The sequence below is a fragment of the Hymenobacter sp. genome (assembly GCF_031398885.1).
Lineage (GTDB): Bacteria > Bacteroidota > Bacteroidia > Cytophagales > Hymenobacteraceae > Hymenobacter.
Map to the genome: position 1 here is coordinate 12,351 of NZ_JANNOD010000031.1, position 22,633 is coordinate 34,983.

The window sequence follows — 22,633 nt, forward strand, 5'->3', positions numbered from 1 at the left end:
TCAACACATTAACCAGTGCGCCCAAGGGGCAGCGGTTCTAATGAGGCCTTTGAGGCCCGCCGTGGTCGCCGCCCGCAAGCGCACACTTTTTCAAACGTCCAATGAGACACGGAAGAAAGATTAACCACCTGGGCCGGACTACCGCCCACCGCCACGCCATGTTGTCGAACATGTCGTCGTCGCTCATCCTCTACAAGCGCATCACCACCACGGTGGCGAAGGCCAAGGCCCTGCGTAAGTACATCGAGCCCCTGCTGACTAAGTCGAAGGAAGACACGACGCACTCGCGCCGCATGGTGTTCGCCGCTTTGCAGGATAAAGAATCCATCAAGGAGCTGTTCGGTACGATTTCGGGCAAAATTGCTACCCGTCCCGGGGGCTATACCCGCATCCTGAAGCTGAGCGATACCCGTCTGGGCGACAACGCCGAGATGTGCATCATCGAGCTAGTGGACTTCAACGAGACGCTGCTTGAAGCTAAATCGGCCGCTGCGGAGAAGACGACCACGACCCGTCGTTCGCGCAGCCGTGGTGGCAAGAAAGCTGCTGGCGACACTGCTACTTCGGCTACCGAAGTGAAAGGCGAAGCGGTGGCTCCTGCTGCAATTGTGGAGCAGTCGGCTCCGACTGATACGGCTACCGAGACTGTTAAAGACGGCGAGAGCCGTGAGGAAGCTAAGGCTGACGAGGCTGGTGCTTAATTAGGCTTAATTGCTTTGCTATTTAAGGGGACGCGCCGTGAGGTACGTCCCTTTTTTGCTTTGAGCCGAGCACATGGTGGTGTCGTGCTGAGCAAATGAAGCATGAGAGTTGGGGCAGTGGGAAGCACCGAGAGAGGTTACATGATGCTGTTTTAACGTTATAATCGTGCGTATGCCGGCCGATTCCCGTAGGTTTGCAGCTCATTCAACCGCTAACAACGACCCGCTATGAGCTTCATTTCGCAAATTCACGCCCGCCAGATTTTTGATTCCCGGGGCAACCCCACGGTAGAAGTTGATGTGACCCTGGACTCGGGCGTGATGGGCCGGGCCGCCGTGCCGTCCGGCGCCAGCACCGGCAAGCACGAGGCCGTGGAGATGCGCGACGAGGACAGCACCCAGTACATGGGCAAGGGCGTGCTCAAGGCCGTGGACAACGTGAACTCCCGTATTGCGGAGGAGCTGGTGGGCTTCTCAGTGTACGAGCAGGCGCTGCTCGACAAGATTATGCTGGAGATGGACGGCACCCCTAACAAGGCCAACCTGGGCGCCAACGCCATCCTGGGCGTGAGCCTGGCCGCTGCCCGCGCCGCGGCGCTGGACGCCAACATGCCGCTGTACCGCTACGTGGGCGGCGTGGGCGCCACGACGCTGCCGGTGCCCATGATGAACATCCTGAACGGTGGCTCGCACGCCGACAACTCGATTGACTTCCAGGAATTCATGATTATGCCCACGGGCGCTTCGTCTTTCTCGGAAGCGTTGCGTTGGGGCACGGAGATTTTCCACCATTTGAAGAATGTGCTGAAAAAGCAAGGCTTCAGCACCAACGTGGGCGACGAAGGCGGCTTTGCGCCGAACATCAAGTCCAACGAAGAGGCCATTCAGATTGTGTTGCAGGCCATTGAGACGGCCGGCTACCGGCCGGGCGAGGACGTGTTCATTGCCATGGACGCGGCGGTGTCGGAGTTCTACGAGGACGGCGTGTACCACTTCAAGAAGAGCACCGGCGACAAGCTGACCTCCTCGCAAATGGTGGACTACTGGGCTGACTGGGTGAAGAAATACCCCATCATCAGCCTGGAGGACGGCATGGACGAGGACGACTGGGCCGGCTGGAAGCTGCACACCGAAAGCCTGGGCAGCAAAATCCAGCTCGTGGGCGACGACCTGTTCGTGACCAACGTGGACCGGCTGCAGCGCGGCATCGACGAAGGCATTGCCAACGCCATTCTCATCAAGGTGAACCAGATTGGGACGCTGACCGAAACCATCGCGGCTGTGAACCTGGGCCGCCGCAACGGCTACAAGAGCATTATGAGCCACCGCTCGGGCGAGACCGAGGACAACACCATCGCCGACCTGGCCGTGGCCCTGAACACCGGCCAGATTAAGACCGGCTCGGCCTCGCGCTCCGACCGCATGGCCAAGTACAACCAGCTGCTGCGCATTGAGGAAGAGCTGGGCGAGGTGGCCTACTTTCCGGGAAAGAAAATGTAGTTGCCCTCGTACTTGAGAGCTGGAACGGCCGGTTTTGCAGTAGCGAAACCGGCCGTTCCCATTATCTTTACCCCCAATGCAACTGCCGCCTTTTATTAGCCCAGTGCTGCGCGTGGCGCGTAGCTTCTACTTCCTCACGGGCATGGGGTTTTTGCTGTGGATGCTGGTGTTCGACGCCAACGATTTGGGCAAGCAGCTTGACATCTACCGCAAGTGGCAGGAGCTACGCAGCGAGAAGCAGTACTACCTCGACAACATTGGGGTAGTGAAGCGGGAGCGGGCCGAGCTGATGAGCTCGCCGGCTTTGCTGGAAAAATTCGCGCGGGAAAAATACCTCATGAAGCGCCCCGGCGAGGACGTGTTCGTGCTGGTGCCCGCCACCACCGAGTAAGACCCGGGGCGACCGAAGCACCCGACGTCAGACCGGCGCCGGTGTGCCGGTGCCCCCAAAAACCGCTCATTTTCCTAACCAACAACCAGCCGGGTACGCTGTACGGCCCCACGGCCCCGGGGGGCACTGACCGTGCGCCTGACCTCGGACGGGGTGGTGCAGTACAACGGCTATTGGGCGCGTGGCCACGGTGCCGCCGCAAGCCCGGGCCGCTTTGGCCCTGCAGGGCGCGTCGCGCTCGCCGCTGAGCGTGGCGGCGGGCGGCAATCTGTCGGCCAGCTGTTCGATTCATAGCCGCTCGGGCGCCACGGCCAGCAGCAGTACCGCCGTGTTTGAAGCTTGGCGGGCCGCCCCCGCTTATTTTTGGACATGCAAGCACTAGTGGTCCGGTGGCTAGGGCGTGGGCGGCCGGCGTGGATTATTGGACTCGTGTTCTGGGTGATGGCCGGCGGCCGGGCCGGTGCCCAAGCCCCCGCGCAGAAGCCCCCGCCCCGCCGGCCCAGCCAAGGGCAGGCCGCGGGGCAGTTCCTGCGGGCAGTGCTCCGGGCCGACTACGCCGCTGCCTACGGGCGCCTGGCCCCGGAAGTACGCCGCTCGGTGAGCCTCGGGCGCTTCGAAGCGGCCGCCCGGCCACTGTGGCGGAGTGGGCAGCGGCGGCACCAGGACATTGAACTGTACAAGCTGGGCATGCGGCTGGGCGACGGTGGGGCGTCGCGCCTCTTCTACGCCTTCGCCTTCGCGGCGGATTCGAGCCTGAAAACGCCTCCCGTGCTGCTGGAAGTGACCTTTCGTGACACGGCCTCACGGGCCGTGCTGGGCTTCGGCGTGCGCGCCGGCCAGGTACCGGCAAAGAGGGGGAAGTAGGCGGCTACGAGCAAGCGCCCGGGTCGTTAACGCAAAACTTCCGCTGGCCCCGTCTCCCGAAAAGAGGGGGAGCCTGACGAATCAGGATGGGCTTCTGGCCGAAGCGGGAAGTAAAAATGTCCCTCAGCGCGAGCATTTGAGGTTTTCTCACACTTTTTCAATTCTCGGCAAATGTGTGAGAACAGCAGCGGTCTCACACATTTGCCAATAATCGAAAAAGTGTGAGAAAAGTGCCCCTGCACTTACTGAAGGGCTGTTTGCAGCAATAGCTGCGTCGTTGCCCGTTCCACTAACTGACCTATAGCCGTTTTCAGGTCAGTGTATACGTTTTGCTTTCCATTTCACCTCACCCCCAGCCCCTCTCCCGCGGAGAGGGGGGCCAACCGTAGGTCGGGAGCGGCTCCCCTCTCCGCGGGAGAGGGGCTGGGGGTGAGGTGAAAGGTGTACACGAACCTGAAAACCGCGTTAGGACTTCATCTTCGCCCCGAAGCGAATTGCGAAAACGGGCAGGGCAGGACCCCGTGCCTTATTGCGCGACCAGAGTAATTCAACCAGCCGCTAAGCATCCGTTTGAGTTAATTTTTTAACCTGTTTGGCGGGGGTAGGGACGCAATATTTTGCGTCCCTACTCCGTGCTGGCCAGCGCAAACAGCCGCTAGGGCAGGCAGATTTTGCCGAGACTGAGGTTGGGGTGGCCGGCAATGGTTTCGTTGGCCAGCACGGCAAACAGCACCGCTTCTTTGGCATCTGCCGGAATGCCCAGCGCATCAATGGCCGCGAAGCGGGCGGCGGGCAAGTGGCGCTGCAGGGCGGCCATCAGGGCAGTATTGTGGCTGCCGCCGCCGCTGGCGTATACGGCGAGGGCCCCCCGTTCTGCTTCGGTCCCGCTTTGCTGGACGGCTTGCGCGACGCCCGCCGCACTCAGCTCCACCAGCGTGGCCAGCAGGTCGGCCGGGGGCAGGGCAGTGGTGCGGGTGCGGGCCTGCGCCGCCTCCAGGTATTGGAGGCCGAAGAGCTCCGGCCCCGTCGTTTTTGGCAAAGCCGCTAAAAAGAACGGGTGCGCCAGTAGCTCCTGCAGCAGCCCCGGGTGCACCGACCCTTGGGCGGCAAGGGCGCCGTCTTCGTCGTAGAGCCGGCCCGGAAAGTGCTGGCGGGTGACGGCATCCAGCAAAGTGTTGCCCGGACCGGTGTCCGTGGTCAGGCCCGGGCCGGGGGCAGCGGGCAAGTAGGTAAAATTGGCAATGCCCCCCAGATTGAGCAGCAGCCGATTTTCCGTGGCGCTGCCGAACAGCAGCTTATCGCTGTAGCCGGCCAGCGGCGCTCCCTCCAGGCCGTGGGCCACGTGTTTCTGCCGGAAATCAGCCACGGTGACGATGCCCGTGAGCGCGGCCAAGTGGTCGCCGTCGCCGATTTGCAGCGTGGCGTGGTGGGCAAAATCGGTCCGCTGGTGCTGGTGGCGCGGGGCGTGCCAAACGGTTTGGCCGTGGCTGGCCAGCAGGTCCACGTCCGACGGAAGAACGTCCCAGGCCGCGAGGCAGTCCAGCACGATGCGGGCGTGCCGGCGCGCCAGCTCGGCGTGCAATACCGTCAGGTCCTGCAGCGCCACGGTGAGTTGCGAGATGGCCCGCAACCGCTGCTGCAAATCAGCAGCGTAGGGGACGGTAGCGAAGTGCTCCAGGGTCACCCGCAGGGCCGGGCCCTGGCCCTGGCAGCGGCACAGGGCCACGTCCAGCCCGTCGAGCGAGGTGCCCGACATCAACCCGATGACCCGGCGGGCGGGTTGCTGGGCCAGGGTAAAAAGACGGGCGAGAACAGGGTTCATTAATAAGCCTGTGAGAACTTTTGCGCGGGTACAAAAACAGGCTTGTGCCCGGGTGTACTGCGCGTACTGACGCTAGCCGATTTTCTTGCCCGCCATGGCTTGCTGAATGGAGATGTTCATGACCCGCTCGGCGTAAGGCCGGGTCAGCTCGTCCAGCTCGTCCATGGCTCGGAGAATGGGGTCGCGCTCGGGGCCCCCAAGCGCCGTGCGGACCTTTGCAACTTGCGCTTCGGTGGCGGAAAGTTCGGTTTTAGTGAGGTGCTCGCGGTTTTTGCGGGTAAAGTTGCCAACCTGGTACAGCAACTGCTCGGCGGCAGTCCGGACTTCGATGAGCAGCCGGGCGGCCACGTCGTCTTTGGCGTTCACCAGCGAATCCATCAGCATCTGCTCCACTTGCTCGTCGGTGAGGCCGTACTGGGGCTTGATTTCAACCTGCTGCCGGGTATTCGACCGCAACTCGATGGCCTCGACCTGCAGAATGCCGTCGGCGTTGAGCAAGAAATTGACATCGACCTTGGGCAGGCCCGCCGGCATGGCCGGAATGCCGCTGAGCACAAATTCGCCCAGCTTGCGGTTCTGGCTCACCAGGTCGCGCTCGCCCTGGTACACGGCAATTTTCAGGTTCACCTGCCCATCCACGCTGGTGGTGTACTGGCGGCCGGCTTTGGTCGGAATCTTGGAGTTGCGCGGGATGATGGGGTCCAGCAGTCCGCCCAGCGTTTCGATGCCCAGCGTGAGGGGGGTCACGTCGAGCAGCAGCACGTCGCGCCGGTTGCCGGCCAGGATGTCGGCCTGGATGGCGGCGCCCAAGGCCACCACTTCGTCGGGGTTGAGCGAGTTGTTGGCCGGCTGGCCAAAGAACGCCGACACCGCCTCGAATACCAACGGCACGCGGGTGGAGCCGCCCACCAGCAGCACGGCGTCCAGGGCTGGTTGCCGGTTGCCGGTTGCCGGTTCTTGGGTTTCACCTAAGCCAGCAACCAGCAACGAGGAACCCGCAACCCCAGCAGCAACCCCGATGCCGGCATCGGCCAGGGCCTGGCGGCAGGCAGCTATCGTGCGGTCCACCAGCGGGCGGATGAGGTCGTCGAACTGCGCGCGGGTGAGCGTGACGGGAAATACCCGGCCGGTGTCATCGGTCAGTTGGGTGGTAAAGTCGTCGTGCTGGCTGAGGTACTTCTTGGCCATTTCGGCGGCCAGGCGCAGCTGCTGCTGCAGGTGCGGGTCGGCTTGGAAGGCGGCAGGCAGCGCGAAAGCGGCCGCCCAGTGCTCGGCCACCACGCGGTCCAGGTCGTCGCCGCCGAGGTAGGTGTCGCCGTTGGTGCTGAGCACCTCGAAAATGCCCTGCTGAATGCGGAGGATGCTGATGTCGAAGGTGCCGCCGCCGAGGTCGTACACGGCCACGGTTTTTTCCTCGGCCGGGTCGAGGCCAATGCCGTAGGCCAGCGCGGCGGCGGTGGGCTCGTTCACGATGCGCAGCACTTCGAGGCCCGCCAGGCGGCCGGCGTCGCGGGTGGCCTGGCGCTGCGAATCGTTGAAATACGCCGGCACGGTGATGACGGCGCGGTTCACGGGCGTTTTGAGGGCGTGCTCGGCGCGGGCGCGCAGCTCTTTGAGGATGTCGGCCGACAGCTCGATGGGCGAAAAGAACCGGTCGCCGACCCGGATTTTGACCAGGCCTTCCGAATTATCGTCGATGACCTTGTAGCCGAGCTGGGCGGCGTGGGGGCCCAGGTCGCGGTAGCTTTTGCCCAGCAGCCGCTTCACCGAGTAGATGGTGCGCCGCGGGTCGGTGAGCAAAAAGTCCCGCGCCTCGGTGCCCACCACCGGCTCGGCCCCGTCGGCGGGGAAGTGCACCACCGAGGGCACGATGCTGCCCCGGCCCAAGTCGTTGATGGCCACGGGCTGGCGGGTTTCGGGGTGCACGTAGGCCACGAGGCTGTTGGTGGTGCCCAGGTCGATGCCCACGATGATTTCCTCCTGCTGGAGGCTGCCGGTGGCAATATTGATAGCTACAATGGCCATGTCTGCGCGGGGCCGCCGGTGCCGCAGCCCGAAAAATTGCTAAAAAACGCGCCCGGTTGGGCCACGCAAAAGTAGGCGTTAGACCCGCTGAATTTTGAAATAAAGCAATTAAAGAGGCCTGATTATTGTGACGAAAAAAACATTTCGGGAATATTCTTGTCGATTTCCAAACCGAACACTATCCCCGGTTCGTACGAAGATTACCAGTGCCCGAAACTGATTACGAAAACGGACCGCCGGGTGATTCCGGTCGTCAGGGCTCGATTTTTTCTTTCCACCTTTTTTTTACCCCAACCAATTTTCATCTTATGAAAAATCTGCTTACCCGTCCTCTTTTCCACGTTGCTCTGCTCGCAACGTCGGTGGGAGGGATGCTGGCCTGGAGTGGCCAGCACAACGCCCTGGAGGCTTCGAGCCACCGCGAAGCCCCGCTCATCGGCGACGACCCGCTGGCCGACAACACCGACCTGTACGCCTTCCGCAGCCCGGATTCTCCCGGCAACGACGGCAACGCCAGCGTCACGATTATCGCCAACTACATTCCGCTGGAGCTGCCCCAGGGCGGCCCGAACTACAACAACTTCGGCGAGAACATCCGCTACGAAATCCACGTTAAGAACGACCAGGCCACGGCAGGTGACGACATCACCTACCGCTTCGTGTTCTCCCAGACCAACCAGGACCCGACCACCTTCTTCAACATCCGCCTGGGCCAGCAGAACCTGAAAACCACCTACACCTGCGAGAAAAGCGTGGCGGGTGGGCCCTTCGCCCCCATTGGCCTCACCACCAACCCCGGCATCGTGCCCCCGCCCAACGTGGGCCCGCGCTCCATTAGCGGTGCCGCCGGCCTGAACACGACTTATGATGCTTTGCTGAACGGCGCCATCCAGACGCTGGCCGACGGCACCAAAATTTTCTGCGGCCCCACCGACGACCCGTTCTTCGCGGACCTGGGCGGCATTTTTGACCTGGGCGGTGTCCGTGCCCCCGGCGCAGCCCGCGACGGCCTGGCCCGCAAGAACACCCACGCCATCGCCATGCAGATTCCGGTGTCGGTGCTGAAAAAGGCCAGCGCGCCGGCCCTGACCGGCACCACCAACATCCTCGACTCCAATTACATCATCGGCGTGTGGGCCTCGGCCAGCCGGCCGACCCTCAAGACGCTGTCGGCCACGGGCGCGGCTCCGGTTTATTCGGGCAACTTCGTGCAGGTTTCACGCATCGGCATGCCGCTGACCAACGAAGTGATTCAGCCCATCGGCGCCAAAGATGCTTGGAACGCGGCCACTCCCTACGCCGAGGCGGCCACTACGGACGACTATCTCTCAAACCCCGAGTTGGGCCTGTACATGGCCGACAATACTCCGGCGCCCACCGCGGCACCCAAGCCGGCAGGCCAGACCTACTTTGGCGAGAACGTGCCCGGCCTGGGTCCGCTACGCATTCAAACCAAGTCGCTGGCGGGCCAGGCGCTGCTGGGCGGCGCATCGTTCCCTGGCTTCGACTTCCGCAACGGCGCGGCCGGCGTGAGCGGCCTGGCAGGCAACGCTTTGCTGAACGGCACGGCCCTGGCGCCCGGTGCTTTTGGCCCTTACCTGCTGCGGGCCGGCAAGCCGCGCTCGGTTGACATCCTGCCCATCTTCCACACCGGTGTGCCCAACCTGATTCCGTACCAGTTGGCTACCGGCAAAGGCGGCAACCCGCTGGCTGCCGGCAAGCCCTTCATCAACAACTTCCTGCTGGCCAACGCCACGGCGGCCAACCCCGGCGGCGACATGCTGCGCCTGAACATGGCCGTGCCCCCCACGCCCCGCAACTCGGCGGACTTCAGCTCGGAGGGCCTGTTGGCCGCCGCCGTCGCCGGCCTCACCGTGGCCCCGTTCAATACGAACACCAACGTGGAGTTCATTCCGAACATGGACGGCTTCCCCAACGGCCGCCGCCTGGAGGACGACGTGACCCGCATCGAGCTGCAAGCCGTGGGCGGCGTGGTGCTGGCCGCCATCGGCCTCTGGTACGACGACTTCACGCCTGCTTCGACCAGCCCCGTCACGGCGCAACTGGGCAACGTGCTCGGCTTCAACGCCGGCATCACGGCCAACGACACCACGCTCAAGGCGGCCTTCCCGTACTCGCAGGGCCCCTGGAGCGGCACCACGGCCCAGCGCGTGGCCCTGGCGCAGCGCTCGGCTAACCTGGGCTTCTCGCCCAACCTGACCGTGGCCAGCGCTTACCCCAACCCGTTTGTGGACCGCACCACGGTGCGTTTTGACCTGCCCGCCAAGGCCACGATGAGCATCGTCATCAGCGACCTGACGGGCCGCAAGGTGGCCACCATCGCCAAGGACAAGTCCTACGCCAAAGGCGTCAGCGAGGTGGCTTGGCAGCCGGGCCGCGAGGTGGCCCCCGGCCAGTACGTGGCCACGCTGTACAGCGGCAAGACGGTGGTGCAATCCGTGCGCATCGAGCGCCACTAAACGGCCTTAGCTGCTGCGCGAAAGAGCCGTCGTTGGGTCCTGCTGGGGCCGGCGGCGGCTCTTTCTTTGTTAAAAATTGAGGATATTCGTTGCCGCCCATTCACTTCCCCTGGTCTTGAAAAAGTATTTATACCCCGGCTTGCTGCTCGTCTTTGGCCTGCTGGCCACTGCCATCTTTTTCTTCAAAAAGCCGGAGCAGCGCATGCCGGAGCTGCTGGAGCGCCGCGGCGACCTGTCGGCCGGCAAGGAGTGGCTCAACACCAAGGCGGCCATTGAGGGCTTGCAGGCCAAGCTGCGGAGCAACCCTGACGACCACAAGAGCCGCCTGCTGCTGGCCCAGGCTTTTATGCAGGAAGCCCGCGTGACCGGTGACCACCCGTATTACGACGGCGCCGCCATGGAGCTGCTGGACGTGGTGCTGCGGGCCGAGCCCGAAAACTTCGAGGCCTTATGCTGCAAGGCTTCGCTGTGCCTCACCCAGCACCACTTCGCCCAGGGCCTCGGCCTGGCCCAGCAGGCCCAGAAAATTAACCCCAACAGCGGCTTCGTGTACGGCCTGCTGACCGATGCCAACGTGGAGATGGGCCACTACGAAGAGGCCGTGAAAATGGCCGACAAGATGAACCTGATTCGGCCCGACCTGGCGGCCTACGCCCGGGTGAGCTACCTGCGCGAGATTTACGGCGACGTGCCCGGCGCCATTCAGGCCATGGATATGGCCGCCAAGGCTGGCTACATGGGCCTGGAGCAAACGGAATGGACCCGCGTGGGCCTGGGCCACCTGCACGAGGTGAGCGGCGACACCGCCCGTGCCCGCGGCTACTACCTGATGGCCCTGGCCGCCCGCCCCGGCTACGCCTACGCCCTGGCCGGCCTGGGCCGCATGGCCGCCGCCCGCAAGGACTACCCGCGGGCCATCAAGCTCTACCAGCAAGCGCGGCTCACGGTGAAGGATTATGCCTTCACCGACGAGCTGACGGACCTGTACCGCCTGAACGGACAGCCCGAAGAATCGCAGAAAATGGCCAAGGAATCCATTGCCATGCTGGCCAGCGCGGCGGAGGAGGCCGACGACAACGAGCAGATGGGGCACTACGCCGACCGTGAGCTGGCCTACGCCTACCTCAAAACCAACGAGCTGGACAAGGCCCTGGAGCACGCCAAAATCGAGTACGAGCGCCGCCCCGACAACATCGACGTGAACGAGACCATGGCCTGGGTGCTCTACAAGCGCGGCAGCTACGCCGAGGCGCAGAAGTACATGCAGATGGCCCGCCGCACCAATTCGCAAAACCCGGTGCTGCTCTGCCGCGCCGGCCTCATCCTTACCAAGCTGGGCAAAACGGCCGAGGGCCAGGCCCTGATTGAAAAGTCGTTGAAGACGGCGCCTTACCTGGATTCCGAAGTGGAAGCGGAGGGCAAGAAGCTGCTGGCAGCGCGCTAGCCCACGATGAAACAAACCCAAGCGCCGAGAAAAACGAGCACGTGGCGCCGGGCCCTGGCGCTGCTGCCACTGCTGGCCCTGCTGGCGTTGCCCGTGGCCGGCCACGTCCTCAACACGGACCTGAGTAAGCTCTCGCGCACCGAAATTTTCTGGACTTACCTGCAGCTGGGCTTCACGCACATCATCCCGCTGGGGTTCGACCACATTCTGTTCATCGTAAGCCTCTACATTCTGGAGCCGCGGCTCAAGCCGGTGCTGTGGCAGGCCACGGCCTTCACGGTGGCGCATTCCATCACGCTGGGGCTGGCCATGTACGGGCTGATTTCGCCGCCCTCGCACATCATCGAGCCGATTATTGCGCTGTCCATCCTGTTTGTGGCCATCGAGAACATCATCACCGACCGGCTGAACCCGTGGCGGGTGGCCATCGTGTTTGGGTTTGGGCTGGTGCACGGCATGGGGTTCGCCAGCGTGCTCACCGGGCTGGGCCTGCCGCCAAAGGATTATTTCGGCTCGCTCATCTCCTTCAACGTGGGCGTGGAGCTGGGCCAGGTGGCGGTGATACTGCTGGCCTGGGCGCTGGTGGGCCGTTGGGCTTCGCGCAAGATTTGGTATAAGCAACGGGTCGTCGTTCCCGTGTCGGTAGTCATTGGGCTGGTAGCGGCGTACTGGACGGTGGAGCGCGTGTTTTTCACGTGAGGTAATCTAGCGTCACCCAGAATCCAGGCCCGGGCACCTCACCCCCGGCCCCTCTCCCGCGGAGAGGGGAGCCACGGCGGCGTGGCCAGATGCACTTGTCAGGCTCCCCTCTCCGCGGGAGAGGGGAGCCACGGCGGCGAGGTGCCCGGGGCTGCTTCGCTGCGCTCCGCAGGACGTCTTGATTTAATTTCCTATCTTTTAGCAGCCCAACCACTCTCCCTTCATCCATTTGGCTGTTTGCGCCGTAGGTAGCGCAACCCCGTTGTTCGGTTCACCCGTGGCTTTCCGCTCGCATCTCACGCTGCTGCTGCTGCTCAATTACCTGCTGGTGATTGGGGCGGGCCTCGTGGAGCGCCCGGCCCGGGTAATTGACCGGCCGTTTGCCTACGTGCACAGCCCCGATTGCCAGTTGCAGCACACCCTGCGCCTGGCCTGCTTCGATGATTGCAACGGCGTGCAGTACCAGGTGAAGAAAAACGGCGAGCGGCCACCGCTGCAACAGCTGCTCAACACCCTCAAGGGCCTCGACAAGCACTGCTTGCCCGAGGTGCGCGTGGTGCTGAGCTGGCGGGTTTTCCGCGGTGCGCGGCCCGGGTTGGTGGCCCGCGAAGTGGCCGTGCCCCCGGGGCATCGGGGCCGGATTGAGTTGCCGCCCCGTCGGGGATAAGTCGTGCGCGGGCCTTGCGGGGCCCGTGAGGTACCGGGCGCGTGGCGGCCGGGCCGTTTCGTCTTATCCATTACCCGACCCCGCTGGCTGAGCCGCAGCGCCGGCGCGCGGGGTAATTTCCAACTCCCATGAATTTTCTGGCAAATTCCTTTCAACCCGCGGCGGGCGCTGCGGGCGTGGTTTCCCGCGTGCAGCTGCCCACGGCCGGCCGCGAGAATATTCTGCACCCGGAGCTGTGCGGCGGCAAAGCGCTGCCGCTCATGCCACCCGCTACTGCGCGGCCGCCGCAGGGTGGTGCGCTGGCTAAGCACCGCGCGCAGCACCGCGCCCAGTGCCGGGCCAACTGCATGAGCAAGGCCAATTTCTAGCCGGCCAGCGCTGCTTCATTTCCATCTTCTAACTCGGACTAGCTGATTGGGCGCCCTGCCGCGGTGGGGCGCCCTTGCGGTTCGCATTTTCTTATTCAGATGAAACCACTATTTACTGCTACCCGGGTTTTGTGGGCCTTGCTCTTCGGCCTGGGTTTGATGGGACAAACGGCGCAGGCGCAGGGCACGGCCACGCTGCGCGGCACCGTGGCCGACTCGCTCTCGGGCCAGCCGCTGGTGGGCGTGAGCGTGGGCTTGCAGGGCCAGCCCGGCGGCACGGCCACCGATGCGCTGGGCAACTTCCGGCTGGCGGGCGTGGCGCCCGGCACCTACACGTTGCGCGCGGGCGCGCTGGGCTACCGGGGCGCGGCGCAGGCCGTGACCGTGGCGGCGGGCGAAACCCGCGCGGTCCCATTCGTCATCGCGGCTTCGGCCCTGAACCTGTCGGAAGTGACGGTGAGCCAGCCGCGCGACCCCAACCAGAGTCTGGCCGCCATCAACCAAATCGATAAGGTGCTACGGCCGGTGAACTCGGCCCAGGACCTGCTGCGGCTGGTGCCGGGCTTGTTCATTGCCCAGCACGCGGGGGGAGGCAAGGCCGAGCAGATTTTCCTGCGCGGCTTCGACGTGGACCACGGCACCGACTTTGCGGTGAGCGTGGACGGGCTGCCGGTGAACATGGTGAGCCACGCCCACGGCCAGGGCTACGCCGACTTTCACTTCGTGATACCCGAAACGGTGGAGCAGCTCAAGGTGTACAAAGGGCCCTACACGGCGCGCTTCGGCGACTTTGCCACGGCCGGCGCGGGCGAGTTCAGCACTAAAACGCGCCTCGACGCCAGCCAGGTGAAGCTGGAAGTGGGCCGCTACGACACCCGCCGGGCCCTGGTGCTGCTGGACCTGCTGGGCTACGGCAACCGCCACCTGCTCTCCAAACGGCCCGAAAGCGCCTACGTGGCCGCCGAGTACAACTTCACTAATTCCTACTTCGACAACGCCCAGCATTTCAAGCGCTTCAACGGCTTGGCCAAGTACACCGGCCAGCTCACGGACCGTACCTCGCTCACGGTGCTGGGCTCCCATTTCACCTCTAACTGGGACGCCAGCGGCCAGATACCCGAAAGCGCCGTGCGCGAGGGCGTCATCACCCGCTTCGGCAGCCTCGACCCCAGCGAGGGCGGCAACACCGACCGCACCAACGCCTCGGTGGTGCTCACCACGGGCCTGCCCGGCGACGCCGTGATTCGGCAGCAGGTGTACTACTCGCGCTACCACTTCAACCTGTTTTCCAACTTTACTTTCTTTCTGAACGACGAGGAAAACGGCGACGAAATCAATCAGACCGACGCCCGCAACCTCTACGGCTACACCGGCACCTACGACCGCGACGCCCGCCTCGGCAGCCGCAACCTGCACACCACCTTCGGCCTGGGCACCCGCCTCGACGACACGGACCTGACCCTGCGCCGCGCCGTGCGCCGTACCATTACCGACACCATCACGGCCGGCCGGGTGCGGGAGCGCAACTTCAACGCCTACCTCGATGAAACCCTGGCCCTCACCGACCGCCTCACCCTGAACGCCGCCGTGCGCGCCGACGTGTTCGGGTTCGGTTTCGACGGCAACTACACCGACGACGACGGCGCCCGGCAGCCCCTCGACGGCCGCAAAACCCGCGCCCGCGTCTCGCCCAAGCTGAATGCGTACTACGAGCTGACGCCGGCCGTGCAGCTGTTTGCCCGCTCGGGTTTCGGCTTCCACTCCAACGACGCCCGGGGCGTGGTGCGCGGCACCCTGAGCGGCCCTGGAAACGGTAACGCCCTGCCCCGCGCCCTGGGCTACGAGGTGGGCAGCACCTTCAAGCCCCTGCCGGGGCTGCTGGTGAACGCCGCTTTCTGGGCCCTGCACCTCGAAGACGAGCTGGTGTACGTGGGCGACGAGGCCATTGTGGAAAGCGCCGGCCGCACCCGCCGCTACGGCGCCGACCTCTCGGTGCGTTACCAGCTCACCCGCTTCCTGTTCGCCGACGTGGACCTGAACTACAACCACGGCCGCTTGGTGGGCGTAGCCGAGGGCGAGAACTTCATCCCGCTCGCGCCCCGTTTTACCAGCGTGGGCGGCCTCACCCTCAAAAACCCCCAGGGCTTCAGCGCCAGCCTGCGCTACCGCCACCTCGACAGCCGCCCCGCCAACGAGGACAACTCCATCCGCGCCCGCGGCTACTTTCTGCTCGACGGCGTGCTGAGCTACACCCGCCCGCGCTACCAAATCGGCGCCACCGCCGAAAACCTGCTCGACGTGGACTGGAACGAAGCCCAGTTTGCCAACCCCAGCCGCCGCCGCGGCCAGCCCGATTCCGAAGTGCGGGACCAGCTGCATTTCACGCCCGGCACGCCGCTGTTTTTCAAGGTGAACGCTAGCGTGTTTTTTTAATGGATGTTCTGGTGGTAACCTCACCCCCTGACCCCCTCCCCCGCGGAGAGGGGGCACAGGTCTTGCGCGCGCGAGGGAAGTTAAAAGTTGAGAGTTAAAAATGAAAGAAGCCCGCCTAAATTATCAGGCGGGCTTTTTTGAATCAAACGCTTAATGGTTAACCAAGCAGAGCCGGTGCCCCCTCTCCGCGGGAGAGGGGGTCAGGGGGTGAGGTTACCGCAGCGCCAGCTTCCGGCTAATTCTGAACTCCGGCACGGTCAGTTGATACAGGCCCGAGGCCAGGGCCCGCTTCACGTCCAGGCGCAGCTCGTTCGAGCCGGTGTAGAGGCGTACGGTTTCCTGGTGCACCAGGCGGCCGGTGAGGTCGTGGAGGCGAACGGTAGCGGTTTGGGCGCGGTCGGTTTGCAGCACCAGGTCGATGCGGTCGAAGGTGGTGGGGTTGGGGTACACCGACACTTCGGCGGTAGACACGTTCTTGGTGGTGGCCAGCACGGCGGCGTCGCGGCGGCCGGTCATGGCGCCGGTTACCACGGCGGGGGCGGTGTAGGTCACCTTCACAAAGGCGCGCTGGGCGGGGTTGGTGGCCACGGCGTTCTGGGCCCTGAGCGTGTACCAGCCCTCGGCGGTGGGGGTGTAGGTGCCCACGCGGGTTCCGGTGCCGGTGCTGCTGCTCACCACGGTGCCGGCGCTGTTGAGCACGGCCACGGTGAGGCTGCGGGTGGCATCGGTGGGGAAGAGGGTGTAGCTGATGCTCTTGTTGGCGGCCCCGTACACGCGGCCGGCCGTGCGGTAGGCTGTGGAGCCGGCCGGCAGCTGCCCGCCCTGCTGCAACGAGCGGGCGTCGGAGTCGCCCAGGTCGTCGGCCAATTCCCATTCCTGGGTGGTGGCGCGGCCTACTTTGGCGTAGTTGGTGGTCGCGTTCACCGGCGCCCACACCGAGTAGCCGCGGCGCCCGCCGCTGGCCGAGCCGTTGCAGGGCGGCGTGTTGATGGCGACGGTCTGCGAGCCGCTCACGGTGACGGTTGCGGTGCCGTTGGCGCCGGAGTAGTCCTTGAGCACGGTGCCGGGCGCAAAGTCGCAGCTCACGGTGCTGTTTTGCCAGGCCGTGAAATTGTCGTTGACGCCGATGAGGGCCTTGGTGCTACGCTCAATCACGAGGTGGTCGGCGGCTTGCCAGCGCACTTTGTAAGCGCCGTCCTTGAAGCGCAGGTTCTGGTGGCACCAAACCAGGTTTTCGAGGTCGGAGCGCACGGGCAGGTCGGTGGCGCTTTTGGGCGAGTGCGAGTAGCGCTTGCCGGTGCTGCCGATGTCGAACAGGTCCTCAAAAAACAGCTGGGGCGAGCCGTCCACGGCCAGCATCACGGCGTAGGCGGGCGAGAGGCGCGGGTCGAACGGGTCGATGTGCGGGGCCAGCTCCGAGCCGGAGTTCCAGCCGGTGTAGTTGCCGGTGGCGTCCACCTGCGGCCGGAAGGTGTCGTGGTTGTTCACGAAGGGCACCGTGCGGTGCACGTAGGTGCCGCCGATGTTCACCACGCGCCGGCCCTGCTGGTAGCCGGGCAGGTTGCCCAGGTTGAAGTTGCCGCCCCCGCTCACCATGGAATAAATGCCGTCGCGCAGCCCGAAATCGAAGGTGCCGGCGCGGTCCTGCACCTCGGTGCACCACTGGTCCAGCTGGCCCGCGCCGCCCACCCACTCGCCCACGGCGTACATGGTGGGGCCGCCGTTGGCCCAGCCGGCGCTGCTTTGCAGGTTATATAAAAAGTCTTCCATGGCGAAGGACGGAAAGTGCTTCACCGCATCGAGCCGCACCCCGTCGAAGCCCACCTGCTTCTTGTACCAAATCAGCCACTCGCGCTCCTGATTGCGCATGTAGTCGGCGCCCTGCGCGGGATTGAAGGTGGCGTTGGAGCTTTGGCCGTAGGAGCCGTTGTAGTAGCTGATATCGGGCCCGAAGAGGATGGCGTTCAGGTCGCCACTGGTGGAGTTATTGCCCACGTTGGGGTTGAAGTTCGGCCAGTTTTTGGCGAAGCGCCCGCTGCGGGCCAGGTAGTTGGCGGCGCTTTCGTCCACGGCCGGCGTGGCGTAGCTCACGTAGCGGAAGTTCTTGTACTTGCTGGTCGTGTTGTCCTCCCAGGCGTTGGGGTCCTGCCCGCCCGCGCCGGTGGCCGAGCCCGCGCCGTCGTTGTGGTTCAGCACGATGTCCTGCACCACGTCGATGCCGTTGGCGTGCAGAATGGCCACGCCGCGCAGCAGCTCGTCCTTGTTGCCCACGCGGGTATTCAGGAAGCCCTTCTGGTACTTGTCGCCCAGGTCGTAGTTGTCGAAGGGCGAGTAGCCGTTGCCCTGGTTGGGGCTCTTCACGGTGGGCGGCATCCACACCGCGTCGATGCCCATGGCCTTGAGGCGCGGAGCCAGGTCGGCAATGTAGTTCGCCCAGCCGTTGGGGTAGTTGGCGTTCCAGTAGTCCCACCAAAAGCCTTGCAGCACCACTTGCTGGGCGCGGGCGGCAGAGGTGCCCAGGCCCAGCAGCAGCGCCAGGACCAGGAGGGGGCGAGTGAAAAATCTTGTAGAAGGCTTCATGCGGTGGGAATTGGGTTGGTGAAGAAAAATAGTCGTGCGGTGCGCAACCGAAGGCCCCGATGCGCTCAACAATTTAGCGAATTTCATCCCGGCTCAGAGCCAATCGGTGCCTACTTGTGCCCGAATGCCAAAACCTTGTAATTTAGTTGGGTGTCATGCTTTTAAGAATATAATTCTGGGTGTTTATTCTTATAATATTCACCCAGTAATTGTACGGCTGGGGATTTTGGTGCCCCGCCCCGCCGCCGTGCTTCGCCCCTTGCCGAGGACGTACTGAGCCTTACTTTTAAGCCATGCTTGGTTCCGGTACTTTCGCTTTTCGAGCCCTGATACAGGGCTTCACCGGGTGCCTGCTGCTCGGTGCGCTGGCCAGCGGCTGCCAGCTGCGGGCCGATGCACCCGCGCACCAGGACGACGCGGCCTTGACTACGGGGGGCGTTACTTCGGTAGCCGCGTCTGCATCTGCATTGGCCAAGGCCGAAGTGAGCACGGCTGAAGCGGCTTCTCCTGTGCCCGACTCCCTGGCCCTCACCCCCGTGCCCGCGCTGCCCGGCGTGCCCGATACGCTGCGCCAGGCCATCCGGCAGTTGCACGCCGCCCTGGGGCCGGCCGCCGCCGCGCTGCGCCCCGCCGTGCTGGAGCAGGCCTGCGTGGGCTACCTCACGCTGCACCCCACCGGCCGCATCGAGCGCGCCGGCCTGCTGGCCGTGGCCGACATGGACCTGCCCAACACCACCGAGCGCCTCTGGGTGCTCGACCTGCAACACGCCCGCGTGCTGCACCGCAGCCTCGTGGCCCACGGCGAAGGCTCGGGTAAGCTGCGGGCCACCCGGTTTTCCAACCGCGAAAAATCGGCCTGCACCTCGCTGGGTTTCTACCGCACGGCCGGCACCTACGACGGCATTCATGGCTACTCGCGCCGCATCGAAGGGCTCGACAAGGGCCAGAACGCGAATGCCTTCGACCGCTACGTGGTGCTGCACGCCGCCGACTACGCCAGCCCGGACTACGTTCGTCGGCACGGGCACCTGGGCTACAGCCGCGGCTGCCCGGCCCTGCCGCCCGAGCAGTTCAAGGAAATAATCGCCACGGTGCGGGTGGGCAGCCTGCTGCTGCTGAGCGGGCCCGGGCTGGCCTCGCGTTGGCTGGATGGTCCGGCGGCCGGGCGGCGGTTCCTGGCTCGGGGCTGGAAGTAGGCGCGACGCCCGCCGGGGGCCGCGGAATCATTTCGACTAGCGGGCCGTTGGGGGCTCACCCTCCGGGGCTAATTTCTCGTATAAGGTTTTGAACCAGCGGCTGCGTGTAGCGCCGCCGGTTCTTTTAGCTTGCAGCCAACCGGTAGAAACCATGCCCCAGACCAGCATAATTCAGCGGAAACGGACGGCCAGGCGCCGGGCTCAGCGCGTGGCGCGCCGGGTGTTGCCTTTCCTGGCTTCGTTGTTTTTGGCCACGCCCCTGGCGGGCCCGGTCACGAAATCCATGGGCGGCAGCACGCCCAGCGGAGTTGCTTCGCCCCGGCCGGCCCTGACGCCCACGGCCGCGTTCGGCGCCAAGCTGCGCGCCGCCTACGACGCCCTCGGCGCCGAAAAACAAGGCCTGCGCTTCGAAACGTTTGCCAAGGCCATGACCGGCTACCTCAACTTGCGCCAGGCCGGCAAGCTGGCCGAGGACAAGCAACTGCTGACCGTGGTGGACTTCGACCTGCCCTCGACCGAAAAGCGCCTGTGGGTTCTCGACCTGGCCAAGCACGAAATTCTGTTCTACACCCTCGTGGCCCACGGCCATAACACCGGTGAGAACGAGGCCACCAACTTCTCCAACACCGACCAGAGCAACATGAGCAGCCTCGGCTTCTACGCCACCGGCGGCGAGTACCAGGGCAAGCACGGCCGCTCGCTCAAGCTGGAGGGCCTCGACGAAGGCTTCAACACCAACGCCGAGTCGCGCTCGGTGGTGATGCACGGCGCCGACTACGTGAGCGAAGACTTCATCCGGCAGAACGGCCGCCTGGGCCGCAGCCTCGGCTGTCCCGCCCTGCCCATGGACCTGAAAGACGAAATCATTGAAGCCGTGAACGGGGGCACCTGCCTGTTCCTTAACAAGTCGGATGCCGGCTACGAGTCGCGTTTCTTGAGCCAGGCCGCGGCCATTCTGGCCCCGATGTCGTAGGTTTCCTGCTCACCCGTACGCCCAAGAGCCCGCCGCACGACGCGCCGGGCTCTTGGGCGTTTGCGGGGCGAGGCGTTTTACAGCTTGGTGAGCCACTCTCGTTTTTTCGCGTCGAACTCCTCCGGCGTGATGACGCCCTCGTCGAGCAGGCGTTTGAGCTTTTGCATCTGCGCGGCCGGGTCGGGCGCCTCCGGCGTTTCGGCTTTCTTGCCGGCCCAGGCGTGGCTCAGCTCCAGCCCCGCGCCCAGTTGCGCGCCCGCGGCGGCCAGGCCGTTTTTGTTGCGGGCGGCCTCGCGCAGCGCTTTCAACCGTTCCGACTCGGCGTAGCTCAGCCCGCCCTGGGCGGCGGCCAGGGCATCGGCCGTGGTGTCGGCAATGCGCCGGATGCGCCCCTGCGTGTCCTTGTCGAACACCGTCCCTTCCAGCTTAAAATCGGTGAGCGCAAACCCGAGCCGGGCAAATTCGGCGTTCAGCCGGTCGGCAAGCTCGGCCGACAACCTGCCCAAGTGCGCGTCGATGTGCTGGGTGGAAAGGGCGGCGGCGGCCAGGACGGCGGCCAGGTCCTGCGCAATGCGCCCCTGCAACAAGTCCCGGGCTTCGGCGGCGGTGTAAACCGCGCGCGCGCCCACCACTTCGGCGAAGAAGCGGGCGGGCTCCGTGAGGCGGAACGCGTAGTTGCCGTGCACGCCCAGTTCCACGGGAAACTGGTAAACCGGGTCCACGTACTTCACCGGGGTGGCGGTGCCCCACGTCTGGTTCGTGAGCTCGGCCCGGCGAAAAAAATAAATCCGCAGCTTGTGCTCGCTCTCGAAGCCTTGCCGCAGCTTGAGCAGGGCGGTGATGAAGGGGTGGTTGTCGGTGGCGAGCGAAAACACGCCTTCCTCCGTCAGCACGGCGGTCACTTGGCCTTTGTAAACCAGCAGGCAGCCCTGGCCCGGCGCCACCAGCAGCTTGCTGGCGTTTTTGATTTCCGCGGTCGGGGCCGGGAAGCGGTAAAACAACAGGTTGGGCGACTGGTCGGCCCACTCAATCACCGTGGAAAATTGCGCGGTCAGGAAGCTTTTGATGCCCATGGGAACCTCAGTTGGGGGTGAATTGGCTGATGATTTTGCCGGTGGCGGTGAGCAGCACGCCCCCCTGGCTGGTGGCGGCCAGCAAGCCGGCGCTGCAGGGGCTTACGCGCAGCAGCTCGTCGCGGCCGGGCAACGGGGTCGTCCACTGAATGCGGCCCGTGGCCGGGTCCAGGCTTTGCAGGCTCAGGGGCGCCTGCGGGTCGGCGCTGGCGTAGCAGCTGATGAGCAGGCGCTCGGCGTCGGAGTAGAGCACTTTGGGGGCAAAGTAGCGTCGGTCCGGGGTCAGGTCGCGGAAGGCGGTGATGCGGCCCTCGGCCTTCGCGGCGTCGCCGAGCAGCTCGGTCTGGTAGGCGTCGCGGTTGGTGGCGGGGTCAAACCCGAGGTTTCTTCTCGTGCACGGCACGGTTTCCAGAAGGTCTTTGGGGCCGCCGCCGTTGTCCAGGTACTTTATTTCCAGCAACTGAATTTTCCCCGGGCAATCGGCGCCCGCGGCCGTGAACGCATAATACGTTTTGGCGGTCGCCCCCGGCAGCAGGGTGCCAAAGCCGCCGTCGGCCCGGTGCAGTTCTTCCGCCGTGTACGTCCGGTTGATGAGCGGGTAGAAGAACAGGTTCTGGCCGTCGTTGGTGAACAGCGAAAGGCCGTCGCCGTCCGTGCCCTCCACAAAATCGACGGTGGCCACGCCCGCCTGCAGGGCCGGCTGCCCCTGGAAAAGCCGCTCGCCGACGTTCGTCAAGGCCCGCGCCGCTTTGTCCACTTCGTAAATCGTGGTTTTGTTCACGATGACGTACCGCGCACCGTTGGAGAAGACCCGGGCCGCAATTGTTGCCAGGCCGGTTTGCCGCCCGGCGGCCAGCCGCTGCGTCTTGATTTCCCGCTTCCGCACCGGGTCGTAAAAACTGGCGTACACCCCGTCTTGCTCGCCGCCGTTGCGATAGCGCCGCGCCGCCAGCAGCAGCAGCACGGGTTGGCGCGCGTCGTCGGCCAGGGGCACCACGGCCTTCGAGAACGCGGAGTAGCCGTCGTCCGTGGCCAGCGCGGCGCGGGCATCGGGGGAGCGGGGCCGGGCCGCGGGCGGGCGCAGCCACTGGCTCACGGCCAGGCCCGCAATGATGATGACCGTTGCGACCACCACCGAGCCCACCAGGGCGTAGCGGGGCGGAGCCGGCGGGACCACGGGCGGCAGGTAGGCGTGGGTGTGGTGAACGGTCAGACGGTCATTGTCCAAGAAATACTCGGTGCGGCAATTTTCGCAGCGGTAGTAGTCCGGCTTGACTTCGGTTTTCTGCGGGCTGCCGCACTGCGGGCACTTAATTGCTTTGATTTCGGTGGCCATCGGCTTGCATGACGGGGTGCTGGCTGTTTGCTGCGGGCGCATCGACGAAGCCCCGGCTTTCTGGTTCGGCCGCGCGCCCGC

The 22,633-nt window shown here is 64.8% G+C and carries 17 protein-coding genes; 12 read left to right on the top strand and 5 right to left on the bottom strand.

Annotation, left to right across the window (positions count from 1 at the left end; translation table 11 throughout):
* The first annotated feature begins 101 nt into the window (after positions 1–101).
* The 4 genes from rplQ (at position 102) to RMO51_RS05205 (ending at position 3,456) form a co-directional block, all read left to right on the top strand.
* Complete coding sequence (gene rplQ, locus RMO51_RS05190; protein WP_310392656.1) at positions 102–701, top strand: 50S ribosomal protein L17; 600 nt, start codon at positions 102–104, stop codon at positions 699–701.
* 228 nt (positions 702–929) lie between these two features.
* The gene (eno, locus tag RMO51_RS05195; protein ID WP_310392657.1) at positions 930–2,201 is read left to right on the top strand and encodes a phosphopyruvate hydratase; all 1,272 of its coding nucleotides are present in this window, start codon (positions 930–932) and stop codon (positions 2,199–2,201) included.
* A gap of 76 nt (positions 2,202–2,277) precedes the next feature.
* Positions 2,278–2,592, top strand: a complete 315-nt coding sequence (locus RMO51_RS05200) for a septum formation initiator family protein (protein WP_310392659.1) — start codon at positions 2,278–2,280, stop codon at positions 2,590–2,592.
* Positions 2,593–2,961: 369 nt separating this feature from the next.
* On the top strand, positions 2,962–3,456 hold the full coding sequence (locus tag RMO51_RS05205) for a hypothetical protein (protein ID WP_310392660.1): 495 nt from the start codon (positions 2,962–2,964) through the stop codon (positions 3,454–3,456).
* A 655-nt stretch (positions 3,457–4,111) separates the two neighbouring features.
* Here RMO51_RS05205 and RMO51_RS05210 read toward each other — a convergent pair.
* Positions 4,112–5,278: an anhydro-N-acetylmuramic acid kinase gene (locus RMO51_RS05210; protein WP_310392663.1), complete on the bottom strand. Its 1,167-nt coding sequence runs from the start codon at positions 5,276–5,278 to the stop codon at positions 4,112–4,114.
* 72 nt (positions 5,279–5,350) lie between these two features.
* Positions 5,351–7,303, bottom strand: a complete 1,953-nt coding sequence (locus RMO51_RS05215) for an Hsp70 family protein (protein WP_310392665.1) — start codon at positions 7,301–7,303, stop codon at positions 5,351–5,353.
* A gap of 308 nt (positions 7,304–7,611) precedes the next feature.
* Between RMO51_RS05215 and RMO51_RS05220 the strand changes: the two genes are divergently transcribed.
* The 6 genes from RMO51_RS05220 to RMO51_RS05245 all read left to right on the top strand — a co-directional run bounded on the left by RMO51_RS05220 (position 7,612) and on the right by RMO51_RS05245 (position 15,394).
* On the top strand, positions 7,612–9,783 hold the full coding sequence (locus tag RMO51_RS05220) for a DUF4331 family protein (RefSeq protein WP_310392666.1): 2,172 nt from the start codon (positions 7,612–7,614) through the stop codon (positions 9,781–9,783).
* Between the two features lie 115 nt (positions 9,784–9,898).
* A complete protein-coding gene (locus tag RMO51_RS05225; protein WP_310392667.1) occupies positions 9,899–11,227 on the top strand; it encodes a tetratricopeptide repeat protein in 1,329 nt (442 codons plus the stop codon).
* A gap of 6 nt (positions 11,228–11,233) precedes the next feature.
* A complete protein-coding gene (locus RMO51_RS05230; protein WP_310392668.1) occupies positions 11,234–11,926 on the top strand; it encodes a HupE/UreJ family protein in 693 nt (230 codons plus the stop codon).
* A 277-nt stretch (positions 11,927–12,203) separates the two neighbouring features.
* Positions 12,204–12,593, top strand: a complete 390-nt coding sequence (locus RMO51_RS05235; RefSeq protein ID WP_310392670.1) for a hypothetical protein — start codon at positions 12,204–12,206, stop codon at positions 12,591–12,593.
* A gap of 128 nt (positions 12,594–12,721) precedes the next feature.
* Entirely contained in the window at positions 12,722–12,961 is a 240-nt protein-coding gene (locus RMO51_RS05240) for a hypothetical protein (RefSeq protein WP_310392672.1), read from the top strand.
* Positions 12,962–13,060: 99 nt separating this feature from the next.
* Positions 13,061–15,394 (top strand): TonB-dependent receptor, encoded by a 2,334-nt coding sequence (locus RMO51_RS05245; RefSeq protein ID WP_310392673.1) that lies wholly within the window; start codon positions 13,061–13,063, stop codon positions 15,392–15,394.
* A 213-nt stretch (positions 15,395–15,607) separates the two neighbouring features.
* Here the strand turns inward: RMO51_RS05245 and RMO51_RS05250 are convergent, their stop codons facing one another.
* Positions 15,608–17,974, bottom strand: coding sequence for an alpha-amylase family glycosyl hydrolase (locus RMO51_RS05250; RefSeq protein ID WP_310392675.1), 2,367 nt, complete (start codon positions 17,972–17,974; stop codon positions 15,608–15,610).
* 293 nt (positions 17,975–18,267) lie between these two features.
* Between RMO51_RS05250 and RMO51_RS05255 the strand changes: the two genes are divergently transcribed.
* Both RMO51_RS05255 and RMO51_RS05260 read left to right on the top strand, forming a co-directional pair.
* The gene (locus tag RMO51_RS05255; protein WP_310392677.1) at positions 18,268–19,170 is read left to right on the top strand and encodes a murein L,D-transpeptidase catalytic domain family protein; all 903 of its coding nucleotides are present in this window, start codon (positions 18,268–18,270) and stop codon (positions 19,168–19,170) included.
* A gap of 151 nt (positions 19,171–19,321) precedes the next feature.
* Positions 19,322–20,143, top strand: coding sequence for a murein L,D-transpeptidase catalytic domain family protein (locus RMO51_RS05260; protein WP_310392679.1), 822 nt, complete (start codon positions 19,322–19,324; stop codon positions 20,141–20,143).
* A 77-nt stretch (positions 20,144–20,220) separates the two neighbouring features.
* On the opposite strand, the gene RMO51_RS05265 is transcribed toward RMO51_RS05260, so the two are convergent.
* Complete coding sequence (locus RMO51_RS05265; protein ID WP_310392680.1) at positions 20,221–21,216, bottom strand: SPFH domain-containing protein; 996 nt, start codon at positions 21,214–21,216, stop codon at positions 20,221–20,223.
* Positions 21,217–21,223: 7 nt separating this feature from the next.
* Entirely contained in the window at positions 21,224–22,552 is a 1,329-nt protein-coding gene (locus RMO51_RS05270; RefSeq protein ID WP_310392681.1) for a hypothetical protein, read from the bottom strand.
* Positions 22,553–22,633: the final 81 nt, after the last annotated feature.

Excerpts from the sequence above, each read along its gene's own strand:
- RMO51_RS05210 (WP_310392663.1), bottom strand. The coding sequence starts at position 5,278 with ATGAACCCTGTTCTCGCCCGTCTTTTTACCCTGGCCCAGCAACCCGCC.
- RMO51_RS05220 (WP_310392666.1), top strand. The coding sequence starts at position 7,612 with ATGAAAAATCTGCTTACCCGTCCTCTTTTCCACGTTGCTCTGCTCGCA.
- rplQ (WP_310392656.1), top strand. The coding sequence starts at position 102 with ATGAGACACGGAAGAAAGATTAACCACCTGGGCCGGACTACCGCCCAC.
- RMO51_RS05240 (WP_310392672.1), top strand. The coding sequence starts at position 12,722 with ATGAATTTTCTGGCAAATTCCTTTCAACCCGCGGCGGGCGCTGCGGGC.
- RMO51_RS05245 (WP_310392673.1), top strand. The coding sequence starts at position 13,061 with ATGAAACCACTATTTACTGCTACCCGGGTTTTGTGGGCCTTGCTCTTC.
- RMO51_RS05200 (WP_310392659.1), top strand. The coding sequence starts at position 2,278 with ATGCAACTGCCGCCTTTTATTAGCCCAGTGCTGCGCGTGGCGCGTAGC.
- RMO51_RS05250 (WP_310392675.1), bottom strand. The coding sequence starts at position 17,974 with ATGAAGCCTTCTACAAGATTTTTCACTCGCCCCCTCCTGGTCCTGGCG.
- RMO51_RS05215 (WP_310392665.1), bottom strand. The coding sequence starts at position 7,303 with ATGGCCATTGTAGCTATCAATATTGCCACCGGCAGCCTCCAGCAGGAG.
- RMO51_RS05230 (WP_310392668.1), top strand. The coding sequence starts at position 11,234 with ATGAAACAAACCCAAGCGCCGAGAAAAACGAGCACGTGGCGCCGGGCC.
- RMO51_RS05260 (WP_310392679.1), top strand. The coding sequence starts at position 19,322 with ATGCCCCAGACCAGCATAATTCAGCGGAAACGGACGGCCAGGCGCCGG.
- eno (WP_310392657.1), top strand. The coding sequence starts at position 930 with ATGAGCTTCATTTCGCAAATTCACGCCCGCCAGATTTTTGATTCCCGG.
- RMO51_RS05270 (WP_310392681.1), bottom strand. The coding sequence starts at position 22,552 with ATGGCCACCGAAATCAAAGCAATTAAGTGCCCGCAGTGCGGCAGCCCG.
- RMO51_RS05255 (WP_310392677.1), top strand. The coding sequence starts at position 18,268 with ATGCTTGGTTCCGGTACTTTCGCTTTTCGAGCCCTGATACAGGGCTTC.
- RMO51_RS05265 (WP_310392680.1), bottom strand. The coding sequence starts at position 21,216 with ATGGGCATCAAAAGCTTCCTGACCGCGCAATTTTCCACGGTGATTGAG.
- RMO51_RS05205 (WP_310392660.1), top strand. The coding sequence starts at position 2,962 with ATGCAAGCACTAGTGGTCCGGTGGCTAGGGCGTGGGCGGCCGGCGTGG.